The sequence below is a fragment of the Aquirufa sp. genome (genome assembly GCF_964796385.1).
The window spans coordinates 28,981-46,985 of sequence record NZ_CBAUBA010000002.1 but is presented as its reverse complement, the minus strand read 5'-3'; the positions used below and the strand labels follow the sequence as shown (position 1 = coordinate 46,985).

The 18,005-nt window shown below is 43.0% G+C and carries 11 protein-coding genes; 4 read left to right on the top strand and 7 right to left on the bottom strand.

Annotated elements, in window-relative coordinates:
- The first annotated feature begins 1 nt into the window (after position 1).
- Both AC1W6K_RS01215 and clpB read left to right on the top strand, forming a co-directional pair.
- Positions 2–3,283 carry a PAS domain S-box protein gene (locus AC1W6K_RS01215; protein ID WP_481946136.1) on the top strand — a complete coding sequence of 1,094 codons (3,282 nt, stop codon included), beginning with the start codon at positions 2–4 and terminating at the stop codon, positions 3,281–3,283.
- A gap of 115 nt (positions 3,284–3,398) precedes the next feature.
- On the top strand, positions 3,399–5,999 hold the full coding sequence (gene clpB / locus AC1W6K_RS01210) for an ATP-dependent chaperone ClpB (RefSeq protein WP_481946135.1): 2,601 nt from the start codon (positions 3,399–3,401) through the stop codon (positions 5,997–5,999).
- Between the two features lie 238 nt (positions 6,000–6,237).
- Here clpB and AC1W6K_RS01205 read toward each other — a convergent pair whose 3' ends face one another.
- From AC1W6K_RS01205 to AC1W6K_RS01185, 5 genes are all read right to left on the bottom strand, one after another.
- The gene (locus AC1W6K_RS01205; RefSeq protein ID WP_481946134.1) at positions 6,238–7,710 is read right to left on the bottom strand and encodes an aldehyde dehydrogenase (NADP(+)); all 1,473 of its coding nucleotides are present in this window, start codon (positions 7,708–7,710) and stop codon (positions 6,238–6,240) included.
- Entirely contained in the window at positions 7,707–8,534 is an 828-nt protein-coding gene (locus tag AC1W6K_RS01200; protein ID WP_481946133.1) for a fumarylacetoacetate hydrolase family protein, read from the bottom strand. The genes AC1W6K_RS01205 and AC1W6K_RS01200 overlap by 4 nt, the downstream gene beginning before the upstream one ends.
- A gap of 65 nt (positions 8,535–8,599) precedes the next feature.
- Positions 8,600–8,716, bottom strand: coding sequence for a DUF2442 domain-containing protein (locus tag AC1W6K_RS01195; RefSeq protein WP_481946132.1), 117 nt, complete (start codon positions 8,714–8,716; stop codon positions 8,600–8,602).
- A 93-nt stretch (positions 8,717–8,809) separates the two neighbouring features.
- The gene (locus tag AC1W6K_RS01190) at positions 8,810–10,255 is read right to left on the bottom strand and encodes an ATP-binding protein (RefSeq protein ID WP_481946131.1); all 1,446 of its coding nucleotides are present in this window, start codon (positions 10,253–10,255) and stop codon (positions 8,810–8,812) included.
- A gap of 106 nt (positions 10,256–10,361) precedes the next feature.
- The gene (locus AC1W6K_RS01185) at positions 10,362–10,958 is read right to left on the bottom strand and encodes an IMPACT family protein (RefSeq protein WP_481946130.1); all 597 of its coding nucleotides are present in this window, start codon (positions 10,956–10,958) and stop codon (positions 10,362–10,364) included.
- A gap of 23 nt (positions 10,959–10,981) precedes the next feature.
- Between AC1W6K_RS01185 and AC1W6K_RS01180 the strand changes: the two genes are divergently transcribed.
- Positions 10,982–12,544, top strand: coding sequence for an NFACT RNA binding domain-containing protein (locus AC1W6K_RS01180; protein WP_481946129.1), 1,563 nt, complete (start codon positions 10,982–10,984; stop codon positions 12,542–12,544).
- Between the two features lie 80 nt (positions 12,545–12,624).
- On the top strand, positions 12,625–14,283 hold the full coding sequence (locus tag AC1W6K_RS01175; protein WP_481720740.1) for a sodium/sugar symporter: 1,659 nt from the start codon (positions 12,625–12,627) through the stop codon (positions 14,281–14,283).
- A gap of 137 nt (positions 14,284–14,420) precedes the next feature.
- Here the strand turns inward: AC1W6K_RS01175 and acs are convergent, their stop codons facing one another.
- Both acs and AC1W6K_RS01165 read right to left on the bottom strand, forming a co-directional pair.
- Positions 14,421–16,310: an acetate--CoA ligase gene (gene acs, locus AC1W6K_RS01170; RefSeq protein ID WP_481946128.1), complete on the bottom strand. Its 1,890-nt coding sequence runs from the start codon at positions 16,308–16,310 to the stop codon at positions 14,421–14,423.
- On the bottom strand, positions 16,300–17,961 hold the full coding sequence (locus AC1W6K_RS01165; RefSeq protein ID WP_481946127.1) for an MFS transporter: 1,662 nt from the start codon (positions 17,959–17,961) through the stop codon (positions 16,300–16,302). Before AC1W6K_RS01165 ends, acs begins: the two co-directional genes overlap by 11 nt.
- Between the last annotated feature and the right edge of the window lie 44 nt (positions 17,962–18,005).

Here is an 18,005-nt window from a genome sequence, read left to right as displayed (position 1 = left end):
CATGGCAGTTTGGGCAAACAAAACAAAGGAAGATCTAATTCACGAAATCCAAGAGCTGAAAAAGCAATTGGACATTTTAGAAATTAACGATGGAATTGCTTCTGAAGCGACGTCGAAAGAAAATCTCATAAATACCCTTGCAAGCCTAAAGTTATTTGGTATCATCATGGCGCTCGACGGCACCATCGTATTTGCAAACGCGTTCACGCACGCGTTGTTTGATTACATGCCAAATGAATTAAACGGAAAAGATTTTTTTGCTACGCTTTTGCCCCAGGGTGAAACAGAGGACCGGCGGGCCTCCTTCCAAAAGGCCATCGATTCAGGTGGTTTGTTTGAAGATCGTGAACGAAATTACATCACCAAAACCGGTTCCATGAAATGGGTGGAAGTGGCATCCACGATTGTGAAGGAATCCGACAATACGTCTTACTTGAGTATTATTGGGGAAGATATCACTGAACGAAAAAAAGTGACGGAAGCGCTTACGCGATCGAATGCCCAACTGCGCGATTTAATTAATAATACGACCGATCTTATTCAAATTACGGGGGTAACGGGACGGTTTTTATTTGTCAATAAAGCTTGGCTTGACACAATGGGCTATTCCGAGGAGGAAGCGCGTGATCTTAAAATTCAAGATGTCTTGCATCCCGAATTTGCACACAACACGCATGCCCAATTCGACTTGTTGGCCCGTGGCGAAGAGTTACCCGAATTTACGGCTGTCTTTAGGCGAAAGGACGGTCGGCGTTTATACGTCTCCGGTTCTGCGAGTTGTCGGCTTGAACGCGGAACACCAACTGCCTACCGTTGTATTTTACATAATTCCACGGCGAAAGTTCGTGCAGAGCGCGCGAATAAACTTTTCTCATCCATTGCGCAGGTTGCGATCAATTCAACCAATTTGGATGATTTGTATGTCAATATCCATAAGCAGCTCGGCGAGGTCATTGACGTGAAGAATTTCTTTATTGCCCAATATGATCCGGGAAAAAGCTTTTTGTATTTCCCGTATTACATCGATGAATATTTTGATTCCCGCGTTCATTTTACCAAGCGTAAACTGGGGAATGGGTTGACAGAATATGCGATTATGGCCAATAAGCCCATGATTTTGCATGATGACGATATACACCAATTAGCTGCTGAGAAGAAAATTTACCTCTATGGAGTCGTACCTAAAGTGATGCTCTGTGTTCCGCTTCGCATTGGTGATCGGGTAACCGGTATTATTGGTGTCAAATCCTACGAGCGTGCGAATAAATACGAGAATCGCGATTTGGAATTACTGGATTTTATCTCGAGCCAAGTCGCCGTGGCCATTGCGCGTAAACAAGCGGAAGAGGCTTTGGCCCATGAAACAGCTCGATTAAATGCCATTTTTGAGGGTAGTTCCCACTTAATGTGGTCGGTGAATAAACGACTTATGTTGACAAGTTTCAACCAAGAATACGCTGAACTACTGGAAAAACAATTACAGATTAAACCGCAATTGAATTTAAGTACGGAAAGTATGGGATTCCAGTTGGTGGCCCCACAAGAACGCCGACCGCTCGAAGAGAAATATAAACTCGCGTTTAGGGGTCAAAAGCAACATTTTGAATTGGAGTTGATGACCAAATCCGGCGAGCAAAAGTGGTTGGAAATCTATTTAAACCCCATCCAATCCGAAGCGCTAATTTCGGAGGTTTCGGGCATTGCTAGGGATATCACGGATTTAAAGAAATATCAAACCGAATTAGTTGAGGCACGTGAACAAGCGGAATATTCGTTGAAAGTAAAGGAACAGTTTTTGGCCAACATGTCGCATGAGATTCGTACGCCAATGAACGGGGTGATTGGTATGGTCGATTTACTGTGTGATTCGCCGTTGAACGAGGACCAACAAGATTACTTACAAACCATTCGGAAGTCATCTGAAACGCTTTTACATATCCTGAATGACATTTTGGATTTAGCCAAAATCGAAGCTGGGAAAATGGTGCTTCATCCGGCTGATTTGGTATTTGAGGATTTATTGGACCGACTGATGTCCTTGTTTACGCCGATTGCGCATCAGAAGGGGAATAAGGTGGCTTATAATATTGCTGCGGATGTGCCTAAAGTTGTCGTGGCCGATGAGACACGTTTACTGCAAATTTTATCTAACCTGACTTCCAATGCCTTGAAATTCACGGAGAATGGATCGGTAATGATTTCAGTTTCGACCGTAAAAGTGGATGCCAAGCATGTCGAATTAATGGTACGCGTAACTGATACGGGAATTGGAATTAGTGCGGAGAATCTCAAGAAATTATTCTCTGCCTTTCAGCAGTTGGACAATTCAACTTCCAAGAATTATGGAGGTACTGGTTTGGGATTGGCTATTTCGCAGGAATTTTGCAAAATGATGGAGGGGGAGATTGGGGTAGAATCTGAGGAAGGAAAGGGTAGTACGTTTTGGTTTACGGTCCAATTAGCGATTGGAGATGCGTCAAAGGCATCCTCGATTTCACTGGCGAAACGATTTGATATTGCAGGAACCTTAACAGAAGTACGTGCGCGAATTTTACTAGTTGACGATAATGCAACGAATCGCAAAGTGGCTTCTCAGATATTGATTAAAGCTGGGTGTGTGGTTAAAACGGTGACTAGTGGACAAGAGGCGATTGATTGTTTGATGGAGGATGCCAACTTTGATTTGGTGTTAATGGATATCCAAATGCCAGAGTTGGATGGAATGGAAACTACGCGTCTTTTGCAAGCGAAAGGAATTGAATTGCCACCTATCGTCGCGATGACCGCTTATGCCATGAAAGAGGATCGAGAACGATTCTTAGCGGCAGGAATGAATGACTATATCGCTAAACCTATTCGCGCACAACAACTGATTCAAATGGTTGGGAGATGGGTGTACAATGGTCATGCTTCCGAGGATGTCATACGCGATACTTCCAATGAGGTCGTTGACGAGGAGGTACTAAAATCCCTATCGGATGCCGTTGGGGGAGATCCCGCATTTGTACAAGGGATGTTGGCAGAATTCATTGCGGAAGCGGAGGAGCAAATTGCCGTTGCTGAACAAGCCTATTCGCGTACTGATTGCAAGGGGGTTCAAGCCGAGTTGCATACCTTGAAGGGAAATTCGGGGACCTTGGGTGCAGCGCAAGTACATGTTATTTGTGAACAAATTGAGTTGAAGGCCAAAGTCTGCGAGTTCAGTCAATTTCCTGTTGAGATCGTAGCGCTGAAGGACGCACTTGCTACATTCAAACAAGTAATTTCGGACAGATTCGCCTAATACAAGCCATAATGGCACGTTTTTCGCGTTCGAGTACCTTCGTTCACCGACAAATTTTCCGGGTTTTGTTCATGGCTTTGCAATTGCATCTAGCGATTGCAACAATATTAACCACATGAATCCAAACAAATATACTTCCCAAGCGAGTGTCATCATTCAGCAAGCGATGGAAATTACGCAGGAGCGGGGCCAACAGGCCATTGAGACTGGGCATTTATTGCAAGCGATTTTACAAGATGATACCCAAACTGCCTCATTTCTGCTCAAGAAATTAGGTGTAGCGACGAGTCAAATTCAAACTAGTTTAGGCCCAATTTTGAACAGCTACCCGAAAGTATCGGGTGAGCAGCCGTATGTAAGCAATTCCTTACAACAAGCCTTGCAGCGGGCGGATAAACTGAAAGCAGATTTTGGCGATTCCTATGTAAGCGTGGAGCTCTTGTTTTTATCCTTATTGGATGGAAACGATTCCGTGGCTGAAGCGCTGAAAAAGCTCGGCTTAACGACTAAAAATTTTAAACAAGCAATCATCGAACTTAGAGGAAATAGAAAAGTGAACGATCCACATGCAGAGGGTACTTACCAGTCTTTGGAAAAATACGGTAAGAATTTAAATGAATTGGCGAAGGCGGGTAAAATCGATCCGGTCATTGGTCGTGACGAGGAGATTCGTCGGGTCCTACAAATCCTATCCCGTCGGACTAAAAATAATCCGATGTTGGTGGGTGAACCCGGTGTAGGTAAAACTGCCATTGTGGAGGGTTTGGCCCAGCGAATCGTTTCGGGAGACGTGCCCGAGAACCTTAAGTCCAAGATTATCATGTCGTTGGATATGGGTTTATTGATTGCAGGTGCCAAATACAAAGGGGAATTTGAGGAGCGTTTGAAAGCGGTTATCAAAGAAGTGACGGATTCAGATGGAGAGATCGTCTTGTTTATTGACGAGATTCATACGCTGATTGGCGCGGGTGGTGGTGGAGAAGGAGCGATGGATGCGGCCAATTTACTTAAGCCGGCTTTGGCACGTGGAGAACTACACGCGATAGGTGCGACGACGTTAAAGGAGTATCAAAAATACATTGAGAAGGACAAAGCTTTAGAGCGTCGTTTTCAATCTGTGCTTGTGGATGAGCCTGATGTGGCGGATGCGATTTCCATTTTGCGGGGCATTAAGGATATATATGAATTGCACCATGGGGTGCGGATTCAAGACGATGCCGTTATTGCGGCTGTCGAGTTGTCGAGTCGGTACATTTCAGATCGTTTTTTACCTGATAAGGCCATCGATTTAATGGATGAGGCGGCTGCGAAAATGCGTTTAGAAATTGATTCGGTGCCTGAGGTGATTGATGATATTCAGCGGAAGATTATGTCGTTGGAAATTGAGCGCGAGGCGATTCGTCGGGAAAATAACAAAGAAAAAGAATCTAGCTTAAATCGTGAGCTAGCTGATTTGTCTGAAAAGCGCGATGCGTTGAAAGCACAATGGCAGTCGGAGAAAGGCGTATTAGACACAATTCGCGCTGAAAAAGAGCAGATAGATAAGTTGAAATTAGAGGCCGACCAAGCTGAGCGCCAGGGTGATTACGGTAAAGTAGCTGAGATTCGATATGGTCGTTTGGTGGAATCTGAGCAAAAATTAAAGGATTTGCAAGCGAATTCGCATGGGGAGAAGGGTATGTTGCAGGAAGAGGTAACGGCGGAGAATGTGGCTGAGGTAGTGGCTAAATGGACGGGAATTCCGGTTAGCAAAATGTTGCAAACGGATATAGAGAAGTTGTTGCACCTCGAAGATGAATTACACAAACGTGTAGCAGGGCAGGATCAAGCGATTGAATTGGTTTCTGATGCGGTGCGTCGCTCGCGTGCAGGATTGCAAGATCCGCGTAGACCTATCGGTTCCTTCATCTTTTTAGGTACGACGGGTGTAGGAAAAACAGAATTGGCGAAGTCTTTGGCTGCTTATTTGTTCAATGATGAAAATTCGATTGTTCGCATTGATATGTCGGAGTACCAAGAGCGTCATGCCGTTTCACGATTGGTCGGTGCGCCTCCGGGGTACGTCGGTTATGACGAAGGAGGCCAATTGACCGAAGCCGTGCGTCGCAAGCCATATTCGGTTGTGTTGTTGGACGAGATCGAAAAGGCGCATCCTGATGTTTGGAATATCTTATTGCAGGTGTTGGATGAGGGGCGTTTGACCGATAATAAAGGTCGGACGGCGAATTTCAAGAATACGATTATCATCATGACCTCGAATATTGGCAGTCATATCATTCAGGAAAAGTTAGGCCAAATGGAGGGTTGGAACAATGCCATTTTATTAGAGGAGGCGAAGGAAGAGGTGATGGTCTTATTGAAGCAGCAGGTGCGTCCGGAGTTTTTAAACCGGGTGGATGAGATTGTGTTGTTTGAGCCTTTGAATGAGGAACATGCGCGTAAGATTTTGACGATTCAATTTAAGGAAGTTCAAAACCGTTTGGCGGAGCAACACATCACGATTGAGGCGACTGAGGAGGCATTGAATAAATTAGCCAAAGAAGGCTTCGATCCCTTGTATGGCGGTCGGCCTATGAAGCGTGTGCTCCAGCGGGTCGTGTTGAATGAATTGTCGAAGTCCATTTTATCCGGTAAGATTCAGAAAGATTCGGCCGTGCTGATGGATGTGGATAAGGAGGGGAATTTAACCTTTGAGAATGTGGAGGTGGAGATTTAGTTCTTTGGCAAAGCTCAAAGCTTTGCCAAAGTTTGAGGCGCTTTGCGCCGATTTCTATTTTTTTGGAAATGCCTAGGGTTATCTCTTTGGCAAAGCTTAAAGCTTTGCCAAAGTTTGAGGCGCTTTGCGCCGATTTCTATTTTTTGGAAATGCCTAGGGTTATTTTGTTTCTTTGGCAAAGCTTAAAGCTATGACAAAGTTTGAGGCGCTTTGCGCCGATTTATTTTCAGGATTTACTTTAAAAATTCTGCCAACAAACCGGCCGTGTAAACCGATAAATCGCTTCTGTTCCTACGGAAGTACTCCGAGCATCGGAGGTAGCTGGAAAAGGGCCGCCGTGTACCATCGCAGGAGAAACTTCTACGCCAGTTGGGAAACCGTTTAACAAAATGCGTCCAACCTTTTGGCTTAGCTCATCGATTAATTCATCTAAAAGTGCTAAGTCACTTGGCTCCGCTTGAATCGTTGCGGTTAATTGGCCAGGCAGCTGCTCCGTAAACGCAATCATTTCTGCCAAATCCTGGCAAACCACAGCCACCGTACATGGGCCGAAAACCTCCTCTAAGACCTCTGGGTGCGCTAAAGCCTCCCGAACCGACGTGCTAAACAAAGAAGGCGCCGCATTTTCGGAGGCGGTTAAGCGCTGGGTAGCGGGATGACGATTCAAGGTATTGAACCCGTGTTCAAATGACTGTTTAATTCCTGCTGTCAGGAATGTCCCTAAGGGCATTTGATCTAATTTGGAAGCTAAAGATGTTAAAAAACCACGGTCTTTTTCCAGCATAACGATCAAACCGGGATTGGTGCAAAATTGGCCTACACCCAAACAAATAGATTGACTAAATGCGTCAGCCAGTGCTTCACCTTGCATGGCTAGTCGGCCACTGAATAAATAAACTGGGTTTACGGAACCCATTTCTGCGTATACTGGAATTGGTACTTCCCGACGAACTGCCAAATCAAATAGCGCTTTTCCACCGCGGTAAGATCCCGTAAAAGCCAGAGCTTTCGTGCGTTCGTGTTTGACCAAATAACCGCCTATTTCATGTCCTTGCGCATGAAGTAATGAAAAAGTGCCATCGGGCATGCCCGTTTTTTGAGCAGCTTTTTGGATGGCTTGGCCAACTAAATCACAGGTATTTGGATGTGCGGGATGTGCTTTAAATACGACAGGGCATCCGGCGGCTAAGGCCGACAACGTATCGCCACCTGCCACAGAAAAGGCTAGTGGGAAATTACTTGCGCCAAAAACAACCGTAGGGCCTAAAGGAATTTGCTTTTGTACCAAACGAGGTTTGGGAAGCGGTTGGCGTTCTGGCATTGCTTCATCCACAATTTCTCTATTCCACGAAGGGTTTGAGATGAAATTCGCGAAAGCTTGGATTTGGCCGATGGTCCGGCCGCGTTCGCCGGTGATGCGTGCTTCCGGAAGCCCAGATTCAATGCATGCCGTTTGGATAAGTATATCCCCGATGGCTAAAATTTCTTCGGCAATGGCATTTAGGAAATTGGCTCTTTCCCCATCGGAAAACTTACGGTAAACTTTGAAGGCCGCGGAGGCTTTTGTCAGGGCTTCTTGGGCTTCTTCGGCAGTGGCTTCTACAAATACCTGGGGTAAAGCCTCACCGGATGCGGCCTGAACACCTTGAAAATTCCGGTGTCCGGCTGCTTTTGTTTGAAAGCCAATAATCTGTTTTCCAGTTAAATTCATGGGTGTACGGTTTGAATGAGCGTTCCGATGGGCTCGATTTGAATGTGTATTTCGTCGTGTGCTTGTAGCGTAAATGGTGGATCGGGAACGATGCAGGTTCCAGTCATCAGGTAGGCTCCCAGCGGAAAGCTCATTTCGCGGGTCAAATATTCCCGGAGTTCCTCGTGGCTTCGCTTCATTTGCGATATGTGCGTTTCTCCTTGAAATACTTCTTGTTGGGCCCGATAAATGCGCATCGAAATGACCGTTTCGGGTGCTAATGGTTTTTCGGTCACTAATATGCAAGGTCCGATACCTGCGGCAGCGTCATATACTTTGGCTTGTGGGAGATATAGCGGATTTTCACCCTCGATATCGCGGGAGCTCATGTCGTTTCCGATGAGGTATCCGGCAATCGTGTGTTGCTTGTTTATGAACAAGGTCAATTCAGGTTCAGGTACATTCCAAGCAGAATCTTTGCGAATACGTACGTGACCGTTATGTCCAACAGCGCGCAATTTATTGCCTTTATAGAATATTTCGGGCCTTTCGGCATCATACACTTTATCGTAAAAGGTATCGCCTCCAGATTCTTTGGACTCTTCCATGCGGGCCACTTTGCTACGCAAATATGTTACTCCAGCTGCCCAAATCTCCTGGGAGTCGATGGGTGTTTGGGTAGCTTCTGAAGTGGATTCGGTGAAGGATTGTTGGCCACAAATTTGAAATAAATTAGGCTGATTAATAAACTCATCCCAATTTCCATTCAAGGTGCAGGTATATTTCCCTGCTGTATTTTCGATTTGAATACCGCCTGCAACGCGGTAGATTTTATAATAGTTCATAGGTTATATTATGTATGCGAAAAACAAATCTACTGAATCGGGGGCGAAGGGAAAAGGGTAGTGGGTTATAAATTTGGGAAGGAGAGGTCTTCATCGATGAGTGGCCAATGCACCCCGATACCTGATGGACTTATTTCAGAGGTATTTCGTTCGATGGAGGTGGTTCTGATTTGATTTTCCACAAGGGCATAATTGATTCATTCATCTAAGCCCATAGAAATAATTGAAAATCATTGTTTTTCTTATGTATACAGAACAAATGTTTTCATCAAATATTAATTTTCTGCAAGAGTTCCTTCAAAATTATCTCTATTTGCTGTTCCTATTTTACCTATTAAAATATCTTGGACTTGGTCTAGTGTGTAGGATTTTCGTTGGATTTCTTTATACCATTTGATGTATTTTTCAGTTTGCGATACTAGGAAATAGGGTAAATTTAGAAGCTGATATCTTTTGCCTTTGGGTGTTCTGGATTCTGAAAGTTTTAATTCTCCAGCATAAAATCGAATTGCTAAATTTTGAGGCGATTCATCCATAAAAAGTTGGAGTGATCTCAATGTTCCTTCTTTTCCTGATTTTACTTCGATAGGAATAATTTCTCCTTCAAATGGATATAAATAGTCAACTTCCGCATTTGATTCCTTTTTCTCTCTAACCCAAAAATGAAGTGAACTCAACATGTTAAATTGAAAAGCCAATAATTCTTGACCAGTTAGGTGTTCTACGAGCTTTCCTTGGTAAATCGTATTTAGGTCTTTTGTACTTAAAATATCTTTTTGTATTCCAAGATAGTAGTTCATTAAGCCACTATCTAAAAGCTGTAATCGAGGGGATTTTTTTATATCTGGTTGTAATGGTAGGGTGGCCGATGTATTTGGGTAAATCAAATGAAGTAATAAGGCTTTTTCTAATATTCTAAGAGACTCTCCCATTTCGCGCGACTTATAGGCTGATTTGCCAAAACCCTCAAATTTAATCCTTTTACCAGTTTCAGAAAAAGTGCTTTTAATACAATGACGAATATGCTGTATTTGTGATTGATTTGAAGCATATTTTTCTACGTCTTCCAAATAGCCATTAATTAGGGAATCGTAAATTGGTCCTAAAGCAACTAAATCGCCATGTTTAACATAATGTTGTACGATTTCAGGCATGCCACCAATTAATGCATAGGTGTTATACAATGACAAAATCCTTGCATGTGCGAAATTTGCCATAGGGACCTCGAATAATTGTTCAATTGCATTTCTTTCCCCCATGGCTTCGAGGAATTCTGGAAAAGAAACTGGACGAATGACTTTGTACTCCACACGGCCTACTGGATAGCTAATGTCTTTGTCAAATAAACTCTCGAGCATACTTCCTGCCGCAATTACAGCTATTTCTGGATAGAATTCATGGAAATATCTTAAGTAAGTTAAAGCCTTTGGAACTTCTTGGATTTCATCAATAAATATCAGCGTCTGTCTTTTTTTTGCTAGTTGCTTATTCTTCATGAAGAAAATTGCATTAACCAAATTTTCAATACTTGCAAACTGAGTGAATATCGCTTTATCTTCAGATAATTCTAGATTCAGATAAATGTATTCATCAAATTGTTTTGCGAATTGATTAACTAGGGTTGTTTTCCCAACCTGCCTAGCCCCTCGAATGATAAGTGGTTTACGAGGTTCTTTGTTTCTCCAAATTTCCAATTCGACAATTAAATTTCTTCTGAACATTTTGCAAGGTAGTTAGATATTTTAAAATTTTGTATTAAAGTTAGGGTAATATTATATTTTATTTGTCATAAAGTGATGTCATTTTGTTGGTCAATATGATATAAAGTTAGGGATAATTGAGGGCGATTTTCTCAAATTCCAAATTGATTTCAGCAGACATTTTTTGTGCAAAACTTACTTTGTACCAGCAATCATTATTTACCTCCTGCTCCACGATTTGAATCGGATATTTTTTGATTACTTTCATAACCTCATTCATCTGGGCGTAGGTGAAACGAACTTCCAACGTTTCTACAGGTTCGATTTCAATAATTTCAGCAGCAGAAAATGCCGCTAAACTGGCTTCTTTGTAGGCCTGAATCAAACCGGGCACCCCAAGCAGCGTCCCACCAAAATAGCGAACTACGGCAACCAACGAATAATGGACATTGTTCGAAAGAATGGTATTCAGAATGGGTTTTCCCGCACTTCCCGAAGGTTCTCCATCGTCATTGGATCGCGCTTCTTCCGGCGTAAAACCGAGACAGTAAGCATAACAGATATGCCGCGCTTTGGGATGCAACTCCTTGAGTGAATTTATCTGTTTCTTGATATCTTCAAGATCTTTCACCGGAAATACATACCCGATGAACTTACTTCCTTTATCTTTGTAGCTTCCCTCAGCTGGTTGCGCAATGGAAAGATAGGAATCGGGTAGGGACATGCGCTAAAATTAAATTCCAATGTATGCATAACAATCATTTTTTCCTACGCATCCTTGCTCAGCAGCTTCGTCAAATTTTGACCTATGCGCGCTTAAAGCAGTGTTTTTCGCAGGAAAAAGATGAATTAGTTATTGGGTTTGAGCGCCAAACAGGTGATGATTTTTGGATCAAATGCTGTTTTAGTCCGCAATTTTCAACACTACAATTCCCATCCCAATTTCATCGCGCAGGCCGTAATTCCATTGACATATTTTCGGATTTGTTGCTGCACGAGGTACAAGATGTCTATGTTTTTGAGAATGAACGGGCGATTGGGTTGGATTTTTTAGGCCAACAAACCCTCGTGCTCAAGTTGTTTGGTAATCGGTCGAATGTTATTCTGTTTCAACAAGGTGAACATGTTGCGCAGTTTCAAAAGAAATTAAGTAAGGATTATGAGTTGACATTGCCAGTTTTGCATCGGTCGATTGATCAAGATTTGGCTGCATTTGAGGCTTCAGAGGGAGATTATGAGGCTTTGTATCCAACGATAGGTAAAGAAGGTGCGGCCTACTTTGACGCGCTTGGTTACGAATCGAAATCACGTGAAGGCCAATGGGAATTCCTTGAGCAAACGCTACAAGCACTCGAAAATCCAACCATCTCGATCGTTGAAACAACCAAGGGAATTGGTCTAACCATTTTTCCCATTCACGGGGAGGCCCTTTTTCAAAGCCATGATGCCGTTGACGCGCTCAATCACTTTTACAGCCTACATTATTCCATCGGAGAGTTTCGAAGAGAAAAAAGTGTGTTGCTGGAATTGCTCACCAAACAGCGCATTAAAGCTATTCATTACTTGGAGAGTCTGACCAAGCAGCAACATGTTCGAGAGGCAAATTTAGCCTATGAGGAAATTGGAAATATTTTAATGGCCTTTTTACACCTCATTCCGGCCGGATCCAAATCCGTTGAACTCGAAGATTTTTACCATGGAGGTACGATTACAATCAAATTAAATCCGCTGTTATCAGGCCCTGAGAATGCCGAAAATTATTACCGGAAAGCAAAAAATTACGTCAAGGAAATTGCTCATTGGCAAGCTAATGTGGATCGTAAACATGCCGAAATAGCATTGCTCAGCGAGCAGTTAAGCCAAATTTCAAATGCGGAAAATCGCAAACAGTTAAAACCCTATTTGTCACTAGTGCGTGCAAATCCTGTCGCCGTTGCTGATACGCCCGATCTGCCATTCAAGCAATTTGAAACAGATGGATGGGTGATCTGGGTAGGGAAAAATGCAAAGAACAATGATTTATTGACGCTGAAATATGCCAAGAAATTTGACATTTGGTTGCATGCGAGAGATGTTTCTGGGTCGCATGTGATCATTCGAAATCCCCAGCAAAAAACGGTTCCCAAACACATTATCGAGAAGGCTGCCGAATTAGCCGCGCATTTTTCTAAGCGGGCGACTGAGTCACTATGTCCGGTGATTGTTACGTCTAAAAAATACGTACGGAAGACGAAAGATTTATTACCTGGTCAGGTTATTGTGGATCGAGAGGAAGAGGTCGTTTTGGTGAAGCCCACTTTTTGGGAATAGTATAATACCATTAAATCCTTTTATTTTCTTCTGAAATACCCTATTTTCGTGCCTTAGTACCCTATCTAAACTTTCTAACTATGCAATTGCTCGATTACTTGGTTTTCCTCTTTTATTTTGTTGTTGTTTCTGGCTATGGTTATTGGATTTACAACAAGAAAAAATCACAGATTGCAGACTCCAATGATTTCTTTTTAGCGGAAGGCTCCTTGACTTGGTGGGCCATTGGTTCTTCCTTAATTGCATCAAATATTTCAGCAGAACAGTTTATTGGAGCTTCAGGTGATGGTTTCCAAATGGGTCTCGCGATTGCAACGTATGAGTGGATGGCCGCGGCGACGCTATTGATTGTTGCTATTTTCTTTATGCCCATCTATTTGAAAAATAAGATTTTTACGATGCCGCAGTTTTTAAATCGGCGGTATAATTCAACGGTAAGTTTAATTATGGCCGTTTTTTGGCTCTTATTATACATTGCAGTTAACTTAACGTCTATTTTATACCTAGGCGCATTAGCGGTTTCCACGATTTCAGGTATTGACTTCACCGTATGCATGATTGCTATGTCGGTGTTTGCCATCATCATCACGCTAGGCGGCATGAAAGTAATTGGCTATACAGATGTGATTCAAGTGATTTTCCTAGTTTTAGGTGGTTTGGTTACATCATATTTAGCGCTGGATTTAGTTTCTGAGCGATTTGGGGGTGAAGGTGTGATGAATGGGATGAATCATTTAATGACCAAAGCGCCGGATCATTTTCACATGATTTTTACGAAAGATAATGCCAACTATCCATCGCTTCCAGGTTTAGCGGTCTTGTTTGGAGGTATGTGGATTATCAATTTAAATTACTGGGGTTGCAATCAATATATTACGCAGCGTGCGTTGGGGGCGGATTTGCCAACGGCCCGAAAGGGAATTTTGTTTGCTGCATTCTTAAAAATGATGATGCCTATAATCGTGGTTTTGCCTGGTATCGCGGCTTATTTATTGTGGAAAGACGGTATGTTCCAAGAAGAAATGATGAAGGATGGCGTTTTAAGCAAGGATAATGCATATCCTGTGCTACTGAATCTTTTGCCAGTTGGCCTAAAAGGTTTATCATTTGCAGCCTTAACAGCGGCAGTTGTCGCTTCGATGGCTGGAAAAGCAAATTCGATTTCAACGATTTTCACATTGGATATCTACAAGAACTACATTAATCCAACGGCCTCAGAAAAGAAATTGGTTTCGATTGGACGTATTTCAGTTGTTGCAGCTACCGTTATTGCGGTTTTAATCGCTCCGTTTATGGGCATTGATAAGAAAGGTGGATTCCAATTCATTCAAGAATATACAGGTTATTTCTCCCCAGGTATTTTTGCCTTATTTATTATGGGATTCTTTTGGAAGCGTACTACTTCAAAGGCAGCCTTATTTGCATTACTTGGTGGGGTAACCTTCTCCATTGTATCGAAGTATATCCCTACATGGACAGGAGTGACTGATAGTATTTTCTATACTTCATTCCAAGATGCGGATGGCATGTATGTTATTCCGTTTATTGATCGTATGGGATGGGTATTTACATTCTGCATCACATCGATGGTGGTTATTTCATTGCTAGATCCAGCATCCAAAAACAATCCAAAAGGATTGGAAATCGACGCAAAGATGTTCAAACTCGAGCCAGCTTTCATCGCAGGTTCGGTGGTGATCGTAATGATGTTGTTGATGTTATATACGTATTTTTGGTAAAAAGACGCTAGACATTAGACGCTAGACGTTGGACAGTATAAAGTATCATTTAAAGAAAGACCCTAAGAATTACTCCCTAGGGTCTTTTTAATTTAAAATTGTCTTGCGTCCAATGTCTAACGTCTAATGTCCAACGTCTAAATTGCTCCTTTGATAATCGAATCAACCACCCCCGGATCTAGCAACGTAGAGGTATCTCCCAAACTGCCAAATTCCCCTTCGGCAACTTTTCGTAAAATACGTCGCATGATTTTGCCTGAGCGAGTTTTGGGTAAACCTGTCACAAACTGAATTTTATCTGGTTTGGCAATTGGCCCGATCACACGCGCCACCGTAGCCAAAATATCTTTACGTGTTAATTCATCATTGATTGTAGGGTGCTCACAGATGACATAGGCATAGATTCCTTGGCCTTTGACATCATGAGGATAACCAACCACCGCAGATTCGATAACTCCCGTGTGCATATTGATGGCATTTTCTACCTCTGCTGTACCAATGCGGTGACCCGAAATATTCATGACGTCATCGACCCGACCGGTAATTCGGTAATATCCATCCTCATCACGCATACATCCATCACCCGTGAAATACAATCCGGGATAAGTCGAGAAATACGTTGTTTTGCATCGCTCGTGATCCCCGTAGGTCGTCCGGATAATGGATGGCCAAGGATATTTGATACATAAGTTTCCGTTAACCCCATTGCCTTCAATTTCGTTGCCGTTTTCATCTACAAGTATTGGCTGAACTCCCGGTAACGGAAGTGTTGCAAAAGCAGGTTTTAAAGGTGTAATGCCGGCAATTGGTGAAATCATTAGACCTCCCGTTTCAGTTTGCCACCACGTATCGACGATCGGGCAATTACCCTTGCCGATTTTTTCGTCGTACCACTGCCATGCTTCCACGTTGATGGGTTCACCCACAGATCCGAGTACACGAAGTGAACTCAAATCCTTTCCTACTAAGAACGCATCGCCAAAGCCCATCAATGAACGGATTGCCGTAGGTGCTGTATAGAAAATATTCACTTGATGACGTTTGATAATATCCCAGAAACGACCCGCATCTGGGTACGTTGGGATACCTTCAAATAATACCGAAATGGCGCCATTTAATAAGGGACCATACACCAAATAGGAGTGGCCAGTGATCCAACCAATATCCGCCGTACAGAAAAATACATCGCCTAGATTATATTGGAAAACATTGGCAAACGTATAGGCCGTGTAAACCATGTAACCGCCGCAGGTATGAACGACCCCTTTCGGTTTACCAGTTGAGCCAGATGTGTAGAGTATAAACAAAGGATCTTCGGCATTCATGGCCTCTGGAGCGCAAACGCCAGATGCCTGCATTTCCTCCTCTTCCCACCAAAGATCACGTCCTTTCAACATGGAAATCGGTGTTTTGGTACGTATTTTAACGATAACCGTTTCTACACAAGGGCATGAAAGCAATGCGTCATCCACCGTTTCCTTCATCGGAATGGTTTTATTTCCGCGCACGGCGCCATCGGTTGTGATGACCAATTTACATTGCGAATCGTTGACCCGATCTGAAATGGATTGTGCGGAAAAACCACCGAAAACTACCGAGTGAATGGCACCGATGCGCGCGCAAGCTAAGACTGCAATCGCTAATTCCGGAATCATGGGCATATAAATGCATACGCGATCTCCTTTATTTACCCCTTGTGCTTTTAACACATTGCTGAATTTGCAAACGCGCGTGTGTAATTCACGATAAGTTAGAGTAATCGCTTCATCGCCTGGCTCATTGGGTTCATATATAATCGCTGCCTGATCCGGAATGGTTTTCAGATGCCTATCCAATGCATTAGCCGTAATATTCATTTGGCCATCCTCGAACCATTTGACCGAATAGTCATCAAAGCTCCAGTCAAGAACTTTGGTAAACGGTTTAATCCAATCAAACTCGTTGGCAATATCAGCCCAAAATTGTTCCGGTTTTTCTACACTTAGGGAATACGCCTCCTGGTATTCTTGTAAACTTTTAATTCGCATGTTTTTTTTGGTCAAACTCTCCTGTCAAGGCAAAGTATCCGAAAAGGGACATGCCAATGCTGATAAAAGGAGCTAAAATAAAGGTATAAATAATGGCTGGGACTAGGTCGTTTCCGCCTTTTTCCCATAAGGGAAGTGCTTGGAAATATACAAGGTATAGGCCTGTTGAGATGCCCAACATAATCCAAACGACGCCTAAAAGTCTTTTTAAGCCATTCAGCTGAAATGTTTTTTTGATTTTAACATCCTGCATATAGACTAGGCCGATGATCAAACAAACCGAAATCATGGCGATCGGATAGTTTAATCCTTCCAGATAGGGTTTCGCTATGGTGGTATCGTTCGATGCCGTAGTCACTAAAAAAGTTGCTATGGCTGGCATTAATCCGCCAAAAATCCCATTGCCGATGTGGTAGGGAAAAGACATGGAGGTATACCTGATATTTATCGGAAATAATTCAACCAAAAATGCCGCAATCGGCCCATAGGCCATGCTGACAAAGCTAATTAGGCAGAAAATCAATCCGATCATTTTCCATTGTGCGGTGGCTGGGATATGAATAACTGGACCTTTTTCGGTAGTTGTTTCAACAGTTCCATCCGTAAAGGTTCGAATCGTATTTCCATTTTCGTAGGTAATAGAGCCCTTTACTTCCGTTTTTTGTTTCGTTTCTACTAAGTCGTACATCGTGGAAAAAATCGGTCGGTACAAGAATAGGGCGAGGGCCATTCCGGCCAACATGATTCCTTTACGGCCCAATTTGTCCGATAAGGCGCCAAAGAGCACAAATAGGGGAGTTCCGGCGAGTAAGCCAATGACCAATATTAGGTTTGTTTGGGTTTCTTCGAGATGGCAAATTTTTAATAAAAAAGTTTGCGCATAAAATTGGCCCGTATACCACACCAAACCCTGTCCCATCGTGGCTCCAAACAACGCAAGTAACACAAATTTTAAATTCAATTTATTCCCAAAAGATTCTTTTAAGGGGTTTTTTGCAACATTTCCTGTCTTTTTGGCCTCTTCGAACAAAGGAGATTCTGCCATGTTTTTACGGACGATGATGGAACCGATGACCATGACGATGGAGATGAGGAAGGGGATGCGCCAACCGTAATTATCGAATTCTTCGGCAGATAAGAGGCTGCGTGTCAGCATGATTACGCCTAATGAAATAATCAGTCCGAGTGTGGCAGTGGTTTGAATCCAGGACGTATAAAAGCCTCTTTGGTGCTCCGGTGAGTGTTCCGCGACGTAGGTGGCCGCTCCGCCGTATTCACCACCAAGTGCTAAACCTTGTAATAAGCGTAAAATTAAGACTAGAATAGGAGCGAGGGCGCCAATGCTCTGATAGGATGGAATTAAACCAATGGCGAACGTAGCTCCACCCATGAGCATCAGGGTCACCATAAAGGTGTATTTACGGCCAATGACATCTCCAATTTTTCCGAAAAAAAGCGCACCAAAAGGTCGTACAACGAAACCTGCGGCAAAAGTTGCCAACGTATTTAAAAAAGCAGCTGTGGGGTTGTCGGTAGGGAAAAATTTAGTCGACAATACCGTCGCCAAACTACCAAATATGTAAAAGTCGTACCATTCAATCAACGTGCCTACAGAAGATGCGCCGATGATGTAGCTTAATTTTTTATTCACAGGTCTAGAATTTTACCCGAATATATCAAAAAAATAGCTAAAAT

Bases quoted from the DNA above. Each gene is read 5' to 3' on its own strand.
- AC1W6K_RS01205 (WP_481946134.1), bottom strand. From the start codon at position 7,710: ATGAATTTAACTGGAAAACAGATTATTGGCTTTCAAACAAAAGCAGCC.
- AC1W6K_RS01175 (WP_481720740.1), top strand. From the start codon at position 12,625: ATGCAATTGCTCGATTACTTGGTTTTCCTCTTTTATTTTGTTGTTGTT.
- clpB (WP_481946135.1), top strand. From the start codon at position 3,399: ATGAATCCAAACAAATATACTTCCCAAGCGAGTGTCATCATTCAGCAA.
- AC1W6K_RS01180 (WP_481946129.1), top strand. From the start codon at position 10,982: ATGCATAACAATCATTTTTTCCTACGCATCCTTGCTCAGCAGCTTCGT.
- AC1W6K_RS01190 (WP_481946131.1), bottom strand. From the start codon at position 10,255: ATGTTCAGAAGAAATTTAATTGTCGAATTGGAAATTTGGAGAAACAAA.
- acs (WP_481946128.1), bottom strand. From the start codon at position 16,310: ATGCGAATTAAAAGTTTACAAGAATACCAGGAGGCGTATTCCCTAAGT.
- AC1W6K_RS01185 (WP_481946130.1), bottom strand. From the start codon at position 10,958: ATGTCCCTACCCGATTCCTATCTTTCCATTGCGCAACCAGCTGAGGGA.
- AC1W6K_RS01200 (WP_481946133.1), bottom strand. From the start codon at position 8,534: ATGAACTATTATAAAATCTACCGCGTTGCAGGCGGTATTCAAATCGAA.
- AC1W6K_RS01215 (WP_481946136.1), top strand. From the start codon at position 2: ATGGCAGTTTGGGCAAACAAAACAAAGGAAGATCTAATTCACGAAATC.